General features: G+C 68.9%; 12 protein-coding genes. 7 read left to right on the top strand and 5 right to left on the bottom strand.

Annotated elements, in window-relative coordinates; all coding sequences use genetic code 11:
* Positions 1 to 10: 10 nt before the first annotated feature.
* The 4 genes from DTA22_RS11765 to DTA22_RS11750 are packed head-to-tail and all read left to right on the top strand — an operon-like array spanning position 11 to position 3,633.
* Positions 11 to 661 carry an ABC transporter permease gene (locus DTA22_RS11765; RefSeq protein WP_005254252.1) on the top strand — a complete coding sequence of 217 codons (651 nt, stop codon included), beginning with the start codon at positions 11 to 13 and terminating at the stop codon, positions 659 to 661.
* Positions 654 to 1,880, top strand: coding sequence for an ABC transporter ATP-binding protein (locus tag DTA22_RS11760; protein WP_112299519.1), 1,227 nt, complete (start codon positions 654 to 656; stop codon positions 1,878 to 1,880). The genes DTA22_RS11765 and DTA22_RS11760 overlap by 8 nt, the downstream gene beginning before the upstream one ends.
* Positions 1,877 to 2,650, top strand: a complete 774-nt coding sequence (locus tag DTA22_RS11755) for an ABC transporter permease (protein ID WP_037226569.1) — start codon at positions 1,877 to 1,879, stop codon at positions 2,648 to 2,650. The genes DTA22_RS11760 and DTA22_RS11755 overlap by 4 nt, the downstream gene beginning before the upstream one ends.
* Positions 2,650 to 3,633, top strand: coding sequence for a glycine betaine ABC transporter substrate-binding protein (locus tag DTA22_RS11750; protein ID WP_037226567.1), 984 nt, complete (start codon positions 2,650 to 2,652; stop codon positions 3,631 to 3,633). Before DTA22_RS11755 ends, DTA22_RS11750 begins: the two co-directional genes overlap by 1 nt.
* A 3-nt stretch (positions 3,634 to 3,636) precedes the next feature.
* Here DTA22_RS11750 and DTA22_RS11745 read toward each other — a convergent pair whose 3' ends face one another.
* The 4 genes from DTA22_RS11745 to DTA22_RS11730 form a co-directional block, all read right to left on the bottom strand.
* The gene (locus DTA22_RS11745; RefSeq protein WP_112299518.1) at positions 3,637 to 4,602 is read right to left on the bottom strand and encodes an endonuclease/exonuclease/phosphatase family protein; all 966 of its coding nucleotides are present in this window, start codon (positions 4,600 to 4,602) and stop codon (positions 3,637 to 3,639) included.
* The gene (locus tag DTA22_RS11740; protein WP_112299531.1) at positions 4,599 to 7,613 is read right to left on the bottom strand and encodes a bifunctional [glutamine synthetase] adenylyltransferase/[glutamine synthetase]-adenylyl-L-tyrosine phosphorylase; all 3,015 of its coding nucleotides are present in this window, start codon (positions 7,611 to 7,613) and stop codon (positions 4,599 to 4,601) included. Before DTA22_RS11740 ends, DTA22_RS11745 begins: the two co-directional genes overlap by 4 nt.
* 8 nt (positions 7,614 to 7,621) lie before the next feature.
* Entirely contained in the window at positions 7,622 to 8,962 is a 1,341-nt protein-coding gene (gene glnA, locus DTA22_RS11735) for a type I glutamate--ammonia ligase (RefSeq protein ID WP_005247775.1), read from the bottom strand.
* Positions 8,963 to 9,078: 116 nt separating this feature from the next.
* Positions 9,079 to 10,647 (bottom strand): alpha/beta hydrolase, encoded by a 1,569-nt coding sequence (locus tag DTA22_RS11730; protein ID WP_112299517.1) that lies wholly within the window; start codon positions 10,645 to 10,647, stop codon positions 9,079 to 9,081.
* 183 nt (positions 10,648 to 10,830) lie between these two features.
* On the opposite strand from DTA22_RS11730, the gene panB reads away from it, so the two are divergent.
* Genes panB through pip form a run of 3 tightly spaced genes read left to right on the top strand, consistent with a single transcriptional unit; the run spans position 10,831 to position 13,171 of the window.
* Positions 10,831 to 11,700, top strand: a complete 870-nt coding sequence (panB, locus tag DTA22_RS11725; RefSeq protein ID WP_037226563.1) for a 3-methyl-2-oxobutanoate hydroxymethyltransferase — start codon at positions 10,831 to 10,833, stop codon at positions 11,698 to 11,700.
* A 39-nt stretch (positions 11,701 to 11,739) separates the two neighbouring features.
* Complete coding sequence (locus DTA22_RS11720) at positions 11,740 to 12,198, top strand: hypothetical protein (protein WP_112299516.1); 459 nt, start codon at positions 11,740 to 11,742, stop codon at positions 12,196 to 12,198.
* 7 nt (positions 12,199 to 12,205) lie between these two features.
* On the top strand, positions 12,206 to 13,171 hold the full coding sequence (gene pip / locus DTA22_RS11715) for a prolyl aminopeptidase (RefSeq protein WP_112299515.1): 966 nt from the start codon (positions 12,206 to 12,208) through the stop codon (positions 13,169 to 13,171).
* 4 nt (positions 13,172 to 13,175) lie between these two features.
* Here pip and DTA22_RS11710 read toward each other — a convergent pair whose 3' ends face one another.
* A complete protein-coding gene (locus DTA22_RS11710; protein ID WP_112299530.1) occupies positions 13,176 to 14,576 on the bottom strand; it encodes an RNB domain-containing ribonuclease in 1,401 nt (466 codons plus the stop codon).
* Positions 14,577 to 14,600: the final 24 nt, after the last annotated feature.

The raw sequence follows: 14,600 nt of genomic DNA, 5'->3' as shown, positions 1-14,600 counted from the left end.
ACGGTTGGACATGCAGCAACTGTGGGACTTCGTCTCCGCCCGCAAGCAGCAACTGGTCACCGACTCGTTCCTGCACGTCAGCGCCGTCGTGCAGTCGGTGGTGATCGCCACGATCGTCGCGGTGGCGATCGGTATCCTCGTGTACCGCAGTCCGGCGGGCTCCTCGATCGCCACCGCACTCGCGAGCACGATCCTCACCATCCCGTCGTTCGCTCTGCTCGGCCTGCTGATCCCGATCCTCGGCCTCGGTGTCGCCCCCACCGTCACCGCTCTCGTGCTGTACGCGCTGCTGCCGATCATCCGGAACACCATCCTCGGACTCGCCTCCGTCGACCCCGCGGTCACCGACGCCGCCCGGGGCGTCGGAATGAGCCGCACGACGGTGCTGAGCAGGATCGAACTCCCGTTGGCCTGGCCGTCGATCCTGACGGGCATGCGGGTGAGCACGCAGATGCTGATGGGCATCCTCGCGATCGCCGCCTACGCCAAGGGTCCCGGGCTTGGCAACCTCATCTTCTCGGGACTGTCCCGCGTCGGCAGCCCGACCGCGATACCGCAGGCCCTCACGGGGACCGTTCTCATCGTGATCCTCGCCCTCGTACTCGACGGCGTCCTCGCCGTCATCGGCCGACTCACCACCTCCAGGGGGATCCGTGACTGACCTCGATACACCGCACACCGACGGAAGCACCGTCTCGGGAGTGGACATCGTCCTCGAGGACGTCGTCAAGAGCTACCCGGGCCAGGAGAAGGCGGCCGTCGACAACGTGTCGATGCGCATCCCCGCCGGGGAGATCGTGGTTCTCGTCGGCCCGTCCGGCTGCGGCAAGACCACCACCATGCGCATGATCAACCGGCTCATCGAACCGACGTCGGGGAAGATCACGATCGGCGGGAAGGACGCCCTGTCCATCGACCCGGACAAGTTGCGGCGCGGCATCGGCTACTCGATTCAGCAGGCCGGACTGTTCCCGCATCTCACGATCGCCAAGAACGTCGGTACGGTCCCCGGTCTGATCGGCTGGGACAAGAAGAAGATCGCCGACCGCACCGACGAGATGCTCGACCTCGTCGGACTCGAACCCGACCTCTACCGCGAGCGCTACCCCCGGCAGTTGTCGGGCGGTCAGCAGCAGCGGGTCGGGGTGGCGCGGGCGCTGGCCGCCGATCCCCCGGTGCTGCTCATGGACGAGCCGTTCGGCGCGGTCGACCCGATCACGCGCGGACTGCTGCAGGACGAGTTGATGCGACTGCAGTCCGATCTCGGCAAGACGATCGTCTTCGTGACGCACGATTTCAACGAGGCGGTCAAGCTGGGTGATCGGATCGCAGTCCTGGGCAACCAGTCTCACATCATGCAGTACGACACTCCGGATGCGATCCTCGCCCATCCCGCCAACGACATGGTGGCCGGGTTCATCGGCGCGGATGCGTCGCTGAAGCAGCTGACGCTCACCCGGGTGGCGGAGGTCGAACTCCTCGACTGCCCCACCGCGTACGAGGACGGCTCGGTGGACGATCTGCGGGCGGCGATCGCACCCCGCAAGATCAAGTGGGGCGTCCTCCTGGACGCGCGGGACCGACCGACCCACTGGGTGTCGTTGCGGCATCTGGCCAACGCCACCTCGCTGCGCGGCATCGGCGACCCGATCGAAGAGGTGGTGTCCACCCAGTCGACGCTGCAGGACGCCCTCGAAGCGCTCCTGGCGGAGAGCAGTGCGTCGACGATCGTCACCGGCCGGCGGGGCGAATACCGCGGCCTGATCACCATCGACACACTGGTGACGCACCTGTCCGCGATGCGTGAGGAACACGCGCACGACGACGAAGACAGCGAGCCGAAGCAGAACGGGGCGAGCGAGGGCGGGACACCGTCATGACGGCTGCCGTCGCCACGAAGCCCACCGCACCTGCCGCCCGGCGGTCGGAGCGGGCCCGGTTGCTGGTCCAGCCGGTCATCGTCGTGATCCTGGTGGTGGGTGTGCTCGCCTGGGCCTTCAACCGCGAACTCACCGCCACGCAGAAGGGCAGTCTCAACGCCGCCAACATCGCGACCCTGACGTGGCAGCACGTGCTGATCACGGTCGCGGTGGTCGCGATCGTCGTCGTCATCGCGGTTCCGCTGGGGATCCTGCTGACGCGGCCCGGGTTCACCAAGCTGGCACCGATCTTCCTCGGCATCGCCAACATCGGACAGGCCGCGCCGGCGATCGGACTGCTGGTGCTGCTGTTCCTCGCGACGGGGACCACCGGATTCTGGATCGGCGTGCTCCCCATCGCGTTCTACTCGCTCCTGCCCGTTCTCCGGAACACGATCCTGGGTCTGCAGGAGGTCAATCCCGCCGTCATCGACGCCGGGCGCGGACAGGGCATGACCGCCGGTCTCGTCCTGCGCAAGGTCGAGTTCCCGCTCGCCGTCCCGTACATCCTCGCGGGACTGCGCACGTCGCTCGTGCTCGCCGTGGGCACCGCGACACTCAGTTTCCTCGTCAGCGCCGGCGGTCTGGGGATCCTCATCGACACCGGATACAAGTTGCGCGACAACGTGACCCTGGTGGTGGGGGCCGTGCTCGCGGTCGCGCTGGCGCTGCTCGTCGACTGGTGCGGCGCCCTGGCCGAGGAGTTCCTCGGTCCGAAGGGGCTGCGCTGATGAACCACCTCCGGAAGGCGATCGCCGCGACGGCCGTGACACTGTGCGGGATCCTCGCAGCGTCCTGCGGCCTCGAATCCGGTGGCGCCCTGCCGCTGTCGGTGGAACCGGGCAGCATCCAGCCGGTACCCGAACTCGAGGACGTCAAGATCACCGTCGGTTCCAAGGATTTCACCGAGCAGGTCACCCTCGGGTACATCATCGAGTTCGCGCTCAGCGCTGCCGGCGCCGACGTGCGTGACCTCACCAACATCCAGGGGTCCAACAGCACGCGGGACGCCCAGCTGGACGGGCAGATCGACGTCACCTACGAGTACACCGGGACCGGGTGGATCAACTACCTCGGCAACGAGATCCCGATCCCCGACCCGACCGCGCAGTTCGAGGCGGTCCGCGACGAAGACCTCGACAGCAACGGGATGGTGTGGGTCGATCCTGCCCCGATGAACAACACGTATGCACTCGCGATGAGCAGGCAGACCGCCGAGGAAACCGGGATCACCACCCTGTCGGAGTATGCGGACCTGGTCAACCGCGACCCCGCCGCCGCCACGACCTGTGTCGAAACCGAATTCAACGTCCGGCAGGACGGGTTCCCGGGTATGGCCGCCAAATACGGCTTCGACCCCGCCCGCGCGAACCGCCAGATCCTGCAGACCGGCATCATCTATCAGGCCACCGCGGACGGCACGCAATGCAAGTTCGGCGAGGTGTTCACGACGGACGGCCGCATCATCGCCCTCGATCTGGTTCTGCTGGACGACGATCGCCAGTTCTTCCCGAAGTACAACCCGGCGATCACGATGCGCAAGGACTTCGCCGAGGCGCACCCGCAGGTGGCGGAGGTGATGGCCCCGATCTCCGCGGCGCTGACCAACGAGGAGATCACCGAACTGAACCGGCGGGTCGACGTCGAGGGCGAGGAACCGGCGGACGTGGCCCGGGACTGGCTGGTGGAGAAGGGCTTCGTCACGCTGCCGTGACGGTCAGCTGCCGAGGGCGATCTTCGCGATCAGGCCTCGATGATCCGAACCCGTCAGGACCACCGATTCCACGGACTCCGCCTGAGCTCTGCTCGTGACGATGTGATCGATCGCGATCATCGGCGGGAACGGCTGCCGGTCGGCGGGATACGTGTTCTGGATTCCGGCACCCACCTGGTCGGCGGCATCGCGGTAGCGTCCGGTCACGAGGTTGCGGTACTTCACGTGGTCACGGGTGGAGTTGAAGTCGCCGCTGACGATCACGGGTCCCGAATCGTCGGGGACGGCGTCGAGAATGACTTTGATGCGGTCCATCTCGCGCGACCACAGCGACGGATCCGACGGCCACGGCGGAACCGGATGGAACGCGTACAGAGCCGTGCTCGCACCGTCCGGGAGTTCCACCCGGGCCGACAGCGCGGACAGGACGAATTCCGAGTGGTGGACCTTGTCGGTCAGCGGGTACCGGCTCCAGATCCCGGTTCCCTCGCCGCCACTGCCGGGCATGAGGAACGAGAACGGCAGCGTCGATTCGATTCCCGCGGCCACCAACCGGTCGACGGCCTCCGGTGTCAGTTCGTTGGTGGTGAGCACGTCCACATCGTTGTCCCGGATCTGCCGGACGAGGGAGTCCGCGTCCGCGTTCCCCAGCCAGATGTTGGCCTGCATCACCGTCAGTTCCGGCCCGGACGCCGTCACCGAACTGTTCGCCACGTACAGCGGGCCCTGCGACAGGGTGGCCACCGCGGCCACGGCCAGCGCGACCCCGAAACCGATCCAGTGCCGGGTGATTCCCAGCAACAGCACCCCGACCGCGGCGGCCGCCATCAGGTACGGCGCCGCGGACGCCAGCACGAGCAGGCGCTGGTTCTGGACGTCGAGGAACCTCAGCACGACGCCGAAGACACCGACGAGCACCGCGAGCCACCCGAGGGCCGTCAGTGCCCGCACCCCCCAGGCGGCGATCACTCCCCGAAGACTCTCTCCACCACAGCCTTGGCCCGCCGGGTCACCCGCAGGTAGTTGTCGAGGAACTCGCCGGCATCGCCGCCACCCCAGCCGGCGATCTGCGCGACCGCGGACAGCACCCGGCCCGAACCGGGCAGCTGATCGGTGGCCTTGCCGCGGACGAGCACGAGGCAGTTGCGTGCCTTCGTCGCCGTGATCCACGCGTCACGCAGCAGTTCGACGTCGGACTCGCTGAGCAACTCGGCCGCGCCGATCGCGTCGAGTGTCTCGAGAGTCGACGTGTTGTGCAGCGACTCGATCTCGTGGGCGTGCCGGAGCTGGATCAGCTGCACGGTCCATTCGATGTCGGCGAGGCCGCCGCGCCCGAGCTTGGTGTGCGTCGCCGGGTCGGCGCCGCGCGGCAGCCGCTCCGAGTCGACGCGCGCCTTGATGCGCCGGATCTCGCGGACCGCCTGCTCCGACACCCCGCCCTCCGGATAGCGGGTCTTGTCGATCATGTGCAGGAAGCGCAGGCCCAGATCGGCGTCGCCCGCGACGTGATGCGCGCGCAGCAGTGCCTGGATCTCCCACGCCTGCGCCCACTGCGCGTAGTACGCCTCGTAGGACGCCAGTGTGCGCACCATCGGGCCGCTGCGACCCTCCGGCCGCAGGCCCGTGTCGACCTCGAGCGGCGGATCGGTGCTGGGCGCGCCGAGCAGGGCCCGCACCTTGTCGCCGATGCTGTTGGCCCACTTGACGGCGACCGTCTCGTCGATCCCCTCGCGCGGCTCGCACACGAAGAGCACGTCCGCGTCGGAGCCGTAGCCGAGCTCACCGCCGCCGAGGCGGCCCATGCCGATCACCGTGAAGGTCGCGGGGGCGGGTGTGCCGAGTTCCTTCTCGCTCGCCTTGGTCACGGCCGCCAGGGCGGCATTGAGCACGGCCGCCCATACGGACGACAGCGCCTTGCACACGCCCGGCACATCGAGCATGCCGAGGATGTCCGCGGAGGCGATACGGGCCAGCTCGTACCGGCGCAGAGAGCGCGCCGCCGCGATCGCGCGGGCCGGGTCGTCGTGGCGTGCCGAGGCCGTCAGGATGCCGCGGGCGACGTCCTCCGGCTTCGACTCCAGCAGTCGCGGCCCGGCAGGCGAATCCGCGAACAGGCGCACCACGTCGGGCGCCTTGATCAGCAGGTCGGGGACGTAGGCCGAGGATCCCAGGACCGTCATCAGCCGCTCGGCGACCGACGCCTCGTCACGCAGCAGCCGGAGGAACCAGGTCTGATCGGTCATCGCGTCCGACAGCCGCCGGTACGCGAGCAGGCCCGCATCGGGATCCGGTGTGTCGGCGAGCGATTCGAGGAGTGTCGGCAGCAGCAGCGCCTGAATGCGGCCCTTGCGGGACGCGCCGCTGGTGAGTGCGGTGAGGTGCCCGAGCGCATTCTCCGGGGCGGTGTAGCCCAGCGCCGCCAACTGGCGGATGGCCGCGTCCGGGCTCAGCCGCAGCGCCTCCTTGTCGATGCGCGCCACCGATTCGAGCAGCGGCCGGTAGAACAGCTTGGCGTGGAGGCGCCGCACGCGGTGCGAGTTGCGCTTGATCTCCGCGTTGAGAACGCCGAGTGCGTCCTTGCTGCCGTCGGGCCGCATGTGCGCCGCGCGAGCCAGCCAGCGCAGCGCTTCCTCGTCGTCGGCGGGCGGGAGGGTGTGCGTGCGCCGCAGTTTCTGCAACTGCAGCCGGTGCTCGAGCAACCGCAGGAACTCGTAGGACGCAGCGAGATTCGCGGCGTCGTCGCGGCCCACGTAGCCGCGGGCGGCGAGAGCGGTCAGCGCGTCGATGGTGCTCTGGACGTGCAGCGCCTCGTCCGCACGCCCGTGCACGAGCTGCAGGAGCTGGACGGCGAACTCGACGTCGCGCAGACTGCCGCGGCCCAGTTTCAGTTCACGTTCGCGGAGTTCCGGCGGAACCATCTCCTCCACCCGGCGGCGCATCGCCTGCACCTCGGGAACGAAGTCCTCGCGCTCCGACGCGGTCCACACCATCGGGCTGAGGGCGTCGACGTATTGCTGTCCGAGCGCGGCGTCGCCGATCATCGGGCGGGCTTTGAGCAGCGCCTGGAACTCCCAGGTCTTGGCCCAGCGCTTGTAGTACGCGACGTGGGACTCGAGGGTGCGGACGAGTTCCCCGCGCTTACCCTCCGGCCGCAGCGCGGCGTCCACGTCGAAGAAGGCCGAGGACCCGATGCGCATCATCTCGCCTGCGATCCGGCTGGCGATCGCGTCGGCGGGTTCGGCGACGAAGACCACGTCCACGTCGCTGACGTAATTGAGTTCGCGGGCACCGCACTTGCCCATGGCGATGACGGCCAGGCGCACGGGGCACGGCGCGTCCGGGCACACGGCTGCGACGGCCACCGCGAGGGCGGCGTTGAGCGCGGCGTCCGCCAGGTCGGACAGCTGATGCCCGACCGTCTGGTACGGAAGGACCGGTTCGTTCTCGACAGTCGCCGCGAGGTCGACGGCGGCGAGCAGCATCAGCTCGTCGCGGTACGCCTTGCGCAGCGCCGCGATGGCATCGGGTCCGGTGACCTTCGCCCGGTAGAGGTTGGCGTCCGGGTGGGCGCCCTCCTCGGGTTCGGCGCCGACCGCTGCCATCATCGTGGCGGTCGCCTCGTCCTTCGACGGGAGGCGGACGTCGCCGGCGAGGATCTTCCACGACGAGGGATCCGCGACCAGGTGGTCGCCGAACGCGCTGGACGCGCCGAACAGACCGAACAGCCGGCCGCGCAGACCCTTGTCGGTGCGGAGCGCCGCATCGAGTTCGGCCCAGCCCTCGCCGAGACCTTCCTTCAGGCGCACCAGGGTGCGGAGGGCGAGGTCGGCGTTCGCGGCCCGCGACAACGACCAGAGCAGTTCGATGCTGTCTTCACCGACCCAGCCCAGATCGCGGAGTTCGGACGGAGCGGTCGGCTCGACGAGACCCAGACGACCCGGACCGGGAACGGCAGAACGCGCTGCCGGAGGCTTCACCATGCTCTTGCTCACAACCCCAGATACGTCTTGAGTTCGAACGGCGTCACGTGGCTCCGGTACTCCTCCCACTCGCGACGCTTGTTGCGCAGGAAGAAGTCGAACACGTGCTCGCCGAGGGCTTCGGCCACCAACTCCGACTTCTCCATCTCGCGCAGCGCACCGTCGAGGTTGCCGGGCAGTTCCCGGTAGCCCATGGCGCGGCGCTCGGCCGACGTCAACGCCCACACGTCGTCCTCCGCCTCCGGCGGAAGTTCGTAGCCCTTCTCGATTCCGCGCAGACCCGCGGCGAGGAGCACCGCGAACGTCAGGTACGGGTTGCAGGCCGAATCGGGGCTGCGGATCTCGACGCGACGCGACGACGCCTTGTTCGGCGTGTACATCGGAACGCGGACCAGCGCCGACCGGTTGGACGGACCCCAGGACGCGGCGGTCGGGGCCTCGCCACCGTGGATCAGCCGCTTGTAGGAGTTCACCCACTGGTTGGTGACGGCGCTGATCTCGTTGGCGTGCTCGAGGATGCCGGCGATGAACGCCTTACCGGTCTCCGACAGCTGCATCGGATCGTCCGGGTTGTGGAAGGCGTTGGTGTCGCCCTCGAACAGGCTCATGTGGGTGTGCATCGCCGAGCCCGCCTGATCGCTGAACGGCTTCGGCATGAACGTGGCGCGCACACCCTCGGCGATCGCGACCTCCTTGACGACGTAGCGGAACGTCATCACGTTGTCGGCCATCGAGAGGGCGTCGGCGTACCGCAGATCGATCTCCTGCTGGCCGGGAGCCGCCTCGTGGTGGCTGAACTCGACGGAGATGCCCATCGACTCGAGTGCGTCGATGGCGTGCCTGCGGAAGTTGGGCGCGGAATCATGGACGGCCTGGTCGAAGTAGCCGCCGGAGTCGGCGGGCTTCGGCGGCGTGCCGTCGATCGGCCCGTTCTCCAGGAGGAAGAACTCGATCTCGGGGTGCACGTAGCAGCTGAAGCCCAGATCGCTCGCCTTGTTCAGCTGACGACGCAGCACGTGCCGCGAATCCGCCCAGGAGGGGGAACCGTCGGGCATGGCGATGTCGCAGAACATGCGGGCGGAGTGCTGATGCCCCTTGCTCGAACTCCACGGCAGCACCTGGAACGTGGAGGCGTCCGGCTTCGCGACCGTGTCCGCCTCGGACACCCGGGAGAAGCCCTCGATCGCGGATCCGTCGAAGCCGATGCCCTCCTCGAAGGCACCTTCCAGTTCCGCGGGGGCGATCGCCACCGATTTCAGGTATCCGAGAACGTCCGTGAACCACAATCGGACGAACCGAATGTCGCGCTCTTCGAGGGTGCGAAGCACGAATTCCTTTTGGCGATCCATGTCCGCGAGAGTAAGCAAAGTTCGTTAAATCTGTGTTACTTCGTTGATTCGACCCTGCCGGATTCCGCATCGTGCCAGCGTGCGGGCACCTCGGCCGATCCCGTCACAGGCGTGCGTCAGCACGTCAGGTCCGCGGGCGGCGCGGCGAGGTCGACCAGATAGTCCGTGACGGCGTCGTCGACGCACGCCTCGCCGTCGAGAACGACGGTGTGCTGAGTGCCCCGGTACGTGACGAGCGAACCGTTCATCTGCTTCGCCAGATCCACACCCGCCTGGTACGGCGTCGCCGGGTCCTCGGTCGTCGACACGACGACGACCGGCGGGATCCCGGGCGCCGACACCGTGTGCGGCGAGCCCGTGTTCGGCGCGGGCCAGAACGCGCAGACGTCCAGCGGCGCACTGCCGGTGCCGCGTCCGTCGTCGAGGAACGGCGCCGCCTGGCGGTACCGCACGTCCGCCTCCCCGACGACCGCGCGGTCGGTGACGGGCGGGTCGTCCATGCAGCGGATGGAATTGAAGGCGTCGTTGAGATTGGAGTACGTGCCGTCGTCGGCGCGCCCCTCGTACAGATCGGCCAGCATCAGCAGCGAATCGCCCGTCCCCGTCTGCAGGCTCTCCAGGCCCCCGCGGAGCGGACCCCACAGATTCGGCGAGTACAGGGCCTGCTGGACACCGGTGATCGCATCGGTGTAGCTGAGCCCGCGCGGGTCGGTGGTCGCGGCAGGCTTGTCGATCAGCGGGTCGACGAGCGCCCGGAACCTCGCGTTCGCCTGCGCCGGGTCGGTGCCGAGCGGGCAGTCCGGCTGCTGCATGCATTCCGCGGCGAACGCATCGAACGCCGACTGGAATCCGGCCGCCTGCAGGATCACTTCCTCCGTCGGGTCCTGCTCGGGGTCGAGGGCACCGTCGAGGACCATCGCGCGCACGTTGCCCGGGAACGTCTCCGCGTACGTCGAGCCGAGCCTGGTGCCGTACGAGTAGCCGAGGTAGTTGAGCTTCTCGTCACCGAGCACCGCCCGGATGACGTCCATGTCGCGCACCACGTCGTACGTTCCGACGTGCGCGAGGACGTCGGAACCGGTCCGCTCCGCGCACTTGTCCGCGTACTCGCGGTTCTCGGCCTCCGTCTGCGCGATGCCGGCGGGACTCATGTCGACGTCGTCGTCCTTGCGCCGGGAGTCCACCTCCGGCGGGGTCAGACAGGTCACCTGCGGCGTGGACGCGCCGACGCCGCGCGGATCGAAACCGATGACGTCGAACCGCTCCGCGATCTCGGTGCCGTCGGCGACGGACGCCAGCCCGATACCCGACGCCCCCGGCCCACCGGGGTTCACGAGCAGCGATCCGACCTTGTCGCCGGTCGCCTTCGACCGTGAGACGGCGATCTGTGCGGTGGCGCCCCCGGGGTTCGCGTAGTCGTTCGGCACGGTCACCTTCGCGCACTCGAGAGTGTCGCCGAGCGGAGACCCGTCCGTGCTGTACCCCTCGCACGAACCCCACTGCACCTGCTGCGTGTAGAACTCCTCGAGCCCTGCGGGGATCGGTCCGGCCGGAGCCGCCTCGGCCGCCGACGGTTCGGCGACGGCCTCACCGGCGTCCCGTCCGCCTCCCGCACAGCCTGCGACGACAAGGACGACGGCGATGCACCCCGCGAACGCGGCAGGTACCCGAGCACTCTTCGACATAGGACGATCGTGCCAGGGGTTCCGCTCCGGCAGGCCTTCCCGCAGGTCAGAGGACAGGCGGCCGGTGTGACCTATTGCACCCGCGCGAGCCCTTCGCTCCCCCGCGGGCCGGTGGCACACTGTAGGCGTCATCACCCGCACCCGGGGACCCGTCAAGGGCCTCGAGGCCAGAAAGGGACAACGATGTCCGATAGCAAGTCGTCCGCGAGCACGTCAGAAGATCGGCTCTACGGATCAGCACCATCGCACGACGTTCCCAAGCGCAAGACCCGAACCCACCACCTCCAGGCCATGAAGGCCGAGGGTGAACGCTGGGCGATGCTCACCGCCTACGACTACTCCAGCGCCCGCATCTTCGAGGAAGCCGGGATTCCCGTTCTCCTCGTCGGCGACTCGGCCGCCAACGTCGTCTACGGATACGAGACCACCGTCCCGGTCACGATCGACGAACTCCTCCCCCTCGTTCGCGGCGTCGTCCGCGGTGCGCCGCACGCTCTCGTGGTGGCGGATCTCCCGTTCGGCAGCTACGAAAGCTCCCCGGAGCAGGCCCTCGCGTCCGCGACCCGGTTCATGAAGGAGGGGCTGGCGCACGCGGTCAAGCTCGAAGGCGGCGAGCGCGTCGCACCGCAGATCGCGGCGATCACCGCGGCAGGCATCCCCGTGATGGCGCACGTCGGGTTCACCCCGCAGAGCGTGAACTCGCTCGGCGGTTTCCGCGTGCAGGGCCGCGGCGACGCCGCCGAGCAGTTGGTCGCCGACGCGATCGCCGTGCAGGAGGCAGGCGCGTTCTCCGTCGTCATGGAGATGGTGCCCGCCGAGATCGCAGGCCAGGTCACCCGCAAGCTCACCATCCCCACCGTGGGCATCGGGGCGGGCGTCGAATGCGATGCCCAGGTCCTCGTGTGGCAGGACATGGCCGGCTACACCAGCGGCAAGACGGCGAAGTTCGTCAAGCGCTTCGGTAACGTCGGTGACGAGTTGCGTCACGCGGCCGCCGCATACGCGACCGAGGTACGCGCCGGAACGTTCCCGGCGGAAGAGCACAGCTTCTAGGTCGTCCTCGACTCACCGGGCCGGCACACATTCGAGGGGATGTTCATGGGACAGCGACACGTGCGGGGCACCGGGCGTCGCCGCCTGGCCGCGATGGCGGCCGGGACGGTGGCCGCCGCGGCGGTCGTCACGGGATGTGCCGGACCGGGCCCCGCCCCCGCGCCCGGCACCACCGCGCCGCCGGCACCGGCGACCACCGCGGTTCCCGGCACCGCCCTGGTGCCGGGTGGCGTCACCGAGGCGCAGGCCGCCCAGCTGTGCACCGACCTCGAAGGTCAGTTGCAGAGTTGGCGCACCTACACCCCGACCATCGGCAAGACCGGGTTGAACGGCCTGGTCGGCACGTGGATCGCGAAGAACAACCTCAACGCGCTCGACTTCCTGCAGGACCGGGGCCGGATCGACGTCATCACGACGGCGGCCTGCCCCGGCATCCGGCAGGAAGCGGTGACCGCGCTGGTGATCCCCGATCTGGCGTCCGGCCTGATCGGGTTCTGAGGCCGACGTGACCCAGCTGCGCACCCTGTACCCGACGCTCGAGCCGTACCAGTTCGGGCATCTCGACGTCGGCGACGGACAGCAGATGTACTGGGAGCAGAGCGGTAACCCCGACGGGAAGCCGGTCGTGTTCCTCCACGGCGGCCCCGGGGGCGGCACCGATCCCGCGCAACGACAGTTCTTCGACCCACAGGTGTACCGGATCGTGCTGCTCGACCAGCGCGGATGCGGACGTTCCACACCCCACGTCGCCGACGGGGCCGATCTGTCGGTCAACACCACCGACCGTCTCCTCGACGACGTGGAGTTGCTGCGCACCCACCTCGGCATCGACCGGTGGCAGGTCTTCGGCGGGTCGTGGGGCTCCACACTGGCACTCGCGTACGCCCAGAAGCATCCCGGCCGGGTCACCGAGCTGGTGCTGCGCGGCATCTTCCTACTGCGCCGCAGCGAGATCGACTGGTACTACAACGGCGGTGCCGGACACCTGTTCCCCGAGCTGTGGGAGGAGTTCCTGGCTCCGGTGCCGGAGCCGGAGCGCGGTGGTGACCTCGTCGAGGCCTACCACCGGCTCCTGCAGTCCGACGATCCCGACGTCGCGACGCGGGCCGCGGTCGCGTGGTCCACGTGGGAGGGCGCGACGAGTTCGCTGCTCCCCAAACCGGAACGGGTGGTGGAGACGTCCCAGCCGAGATTCGCGCTGGCCTTCGCGCGGATAGAGAACCATTACTTCCACAACCGCGGGTTCCTGGACGAGGGCCGGCTTCTCCGCGACGCCGCCGCGCTGGACGGCATTCCGGGCGTGATCGTGCAGGGTCGCTACGACGTGGTGTGCCCGGCGACCAGCGCGTGGGCGCTCCACCGGGCCTGGCCGGGTTCCCGGCTCGAGATCGTCGACGACGCGGGACACTCCGCGATGGAGCCGGGCATCGTCCATCACCTCGTCGAGGCAACGGACCGGTTCCGCGACTGACGCGCTATGCGGGGTAACCGAACTCGACGGTCCGCTTCGAGACGTCGGCGGAGACGAGCCTGACCTTCACCTGTTCGCCCTCGGCGGGGTCGCCCACGCATTTCGCCATCACGGACACCGACGGGACGAACACGTCCGCGGTGCGCTTGCCGTTTCGTGACCGCAGCACGGTCGCGTCGAACGTCTCCCCCACCCGGTCGGCGAGGACGGTTGCTTCGGTGAGGTCGATGCAGGCACGGTCGATCTTGCTCGCGAGGGAATCGGAGCCGACCATGATCTCGGGCATCGAGCCCAGGGCGTCCCGCACCCAGGACGGCACCGGCGTTCCGGCGGTGACGGCGAGGCACACCTCCGTGGAGTACCGGTCCGAGAGCCGGCGCAGCGGCGCGGTCACGTGGGCGTACGGGGCGCCGATGGCGGCATGCGCGGTCAGTTCGGGCAGGGCGCCGTCGAACGCCGCGTAGTCGGCTCCCCGCAGCAGCGACGGCGCCTCGGTCATCAGCACCAGCGTCGACGCCGAGTTCGGGTCGAGCCGCGCCAGGAGTTCACCGACCCCGACGTTCTCCGGCCAGTCGATCCCCAACGCCGACGCCGTGCGTCGCAGCGCCTCGACCGCGTCCGGTCCGGCGGGCGGCAAGGTGCGGAGCAGCCCGACCTTCGCGTCGAGCATCATGGCCGCAGCGCACATTCCGGTGAGGAGCGAAACCTCGGCGTTCCAGTCGTCGGCCTCGGTGCGGGGCGCGAGGTCGACGCGCCAGCCGTCGCCGTCCGGCACCACTTCCTGCTCGGGGAGCCGGAGTTCGATCGCTCCGCGCGCCACCGCCGCCGCCGTGCGGAGCCGGCCGAACTCCGGCAGCGACGCGATGGACGGATGCAGTCGTCCCACCTCCGAATCGGCTTGCACACCGGCGTAGTCCAGCCGTGCCACGGAACGCACCGTCGCACGGGACACCGTGCAGGACATGGGTGTGGCCGACTCGTCGAGTTCGATCCGCCACACCACCGCCGGACGGTCCTCGTCGGGGAGGAGACTCGCGGATCCCTCCGAAAGCTCTTTCGGGTGCAGCGGCACCTTGCCGTCGGGGAGGTAGAACGTCTGCCCGCGTTTGCGGGTTTCCACGTCGAGCACTCCACCGGGCTCCACGACGGCGCCGACGTCCGCGATCGCGTAGTGCAGGACGAATCCGTCGTGTGTCCGCTCGAGGTGCAGCGCCTGATCGAGATCCAGGGAATCGGGCGGGTCGATGGTGACGAACGCCAGATCGGTGCGGTTCTCCCGCTCGGACGCGTACCGGTCGGATGCCGCCCGCGCCTGCGCGACCGCCGCGGGCGGATACCCCTCCGGCAGGTGGAATTCGGTGCGCACGGTGCCGAAATCGATTCCGCGCGCAACGAAACGACTCATCGGCACCTCACGCACACCCTCTCC

Origin of the sequence: Rhodococcus wratislaviensis, assembly GCF_900455735.1 — a bacterium.
Lineage (GTDB): Bacteria > Actinomycetota > Actinomycetes > Mycobacteriales > Mycobacteriaceae > Rhodococcus_F > Rhodococcus_F wratislaviensis.
The sequence above is the reverse complement of the archived record's forward strand: the minus strand, read 5'-3'. Positions and strand labels throughout refer to the sequence as shown.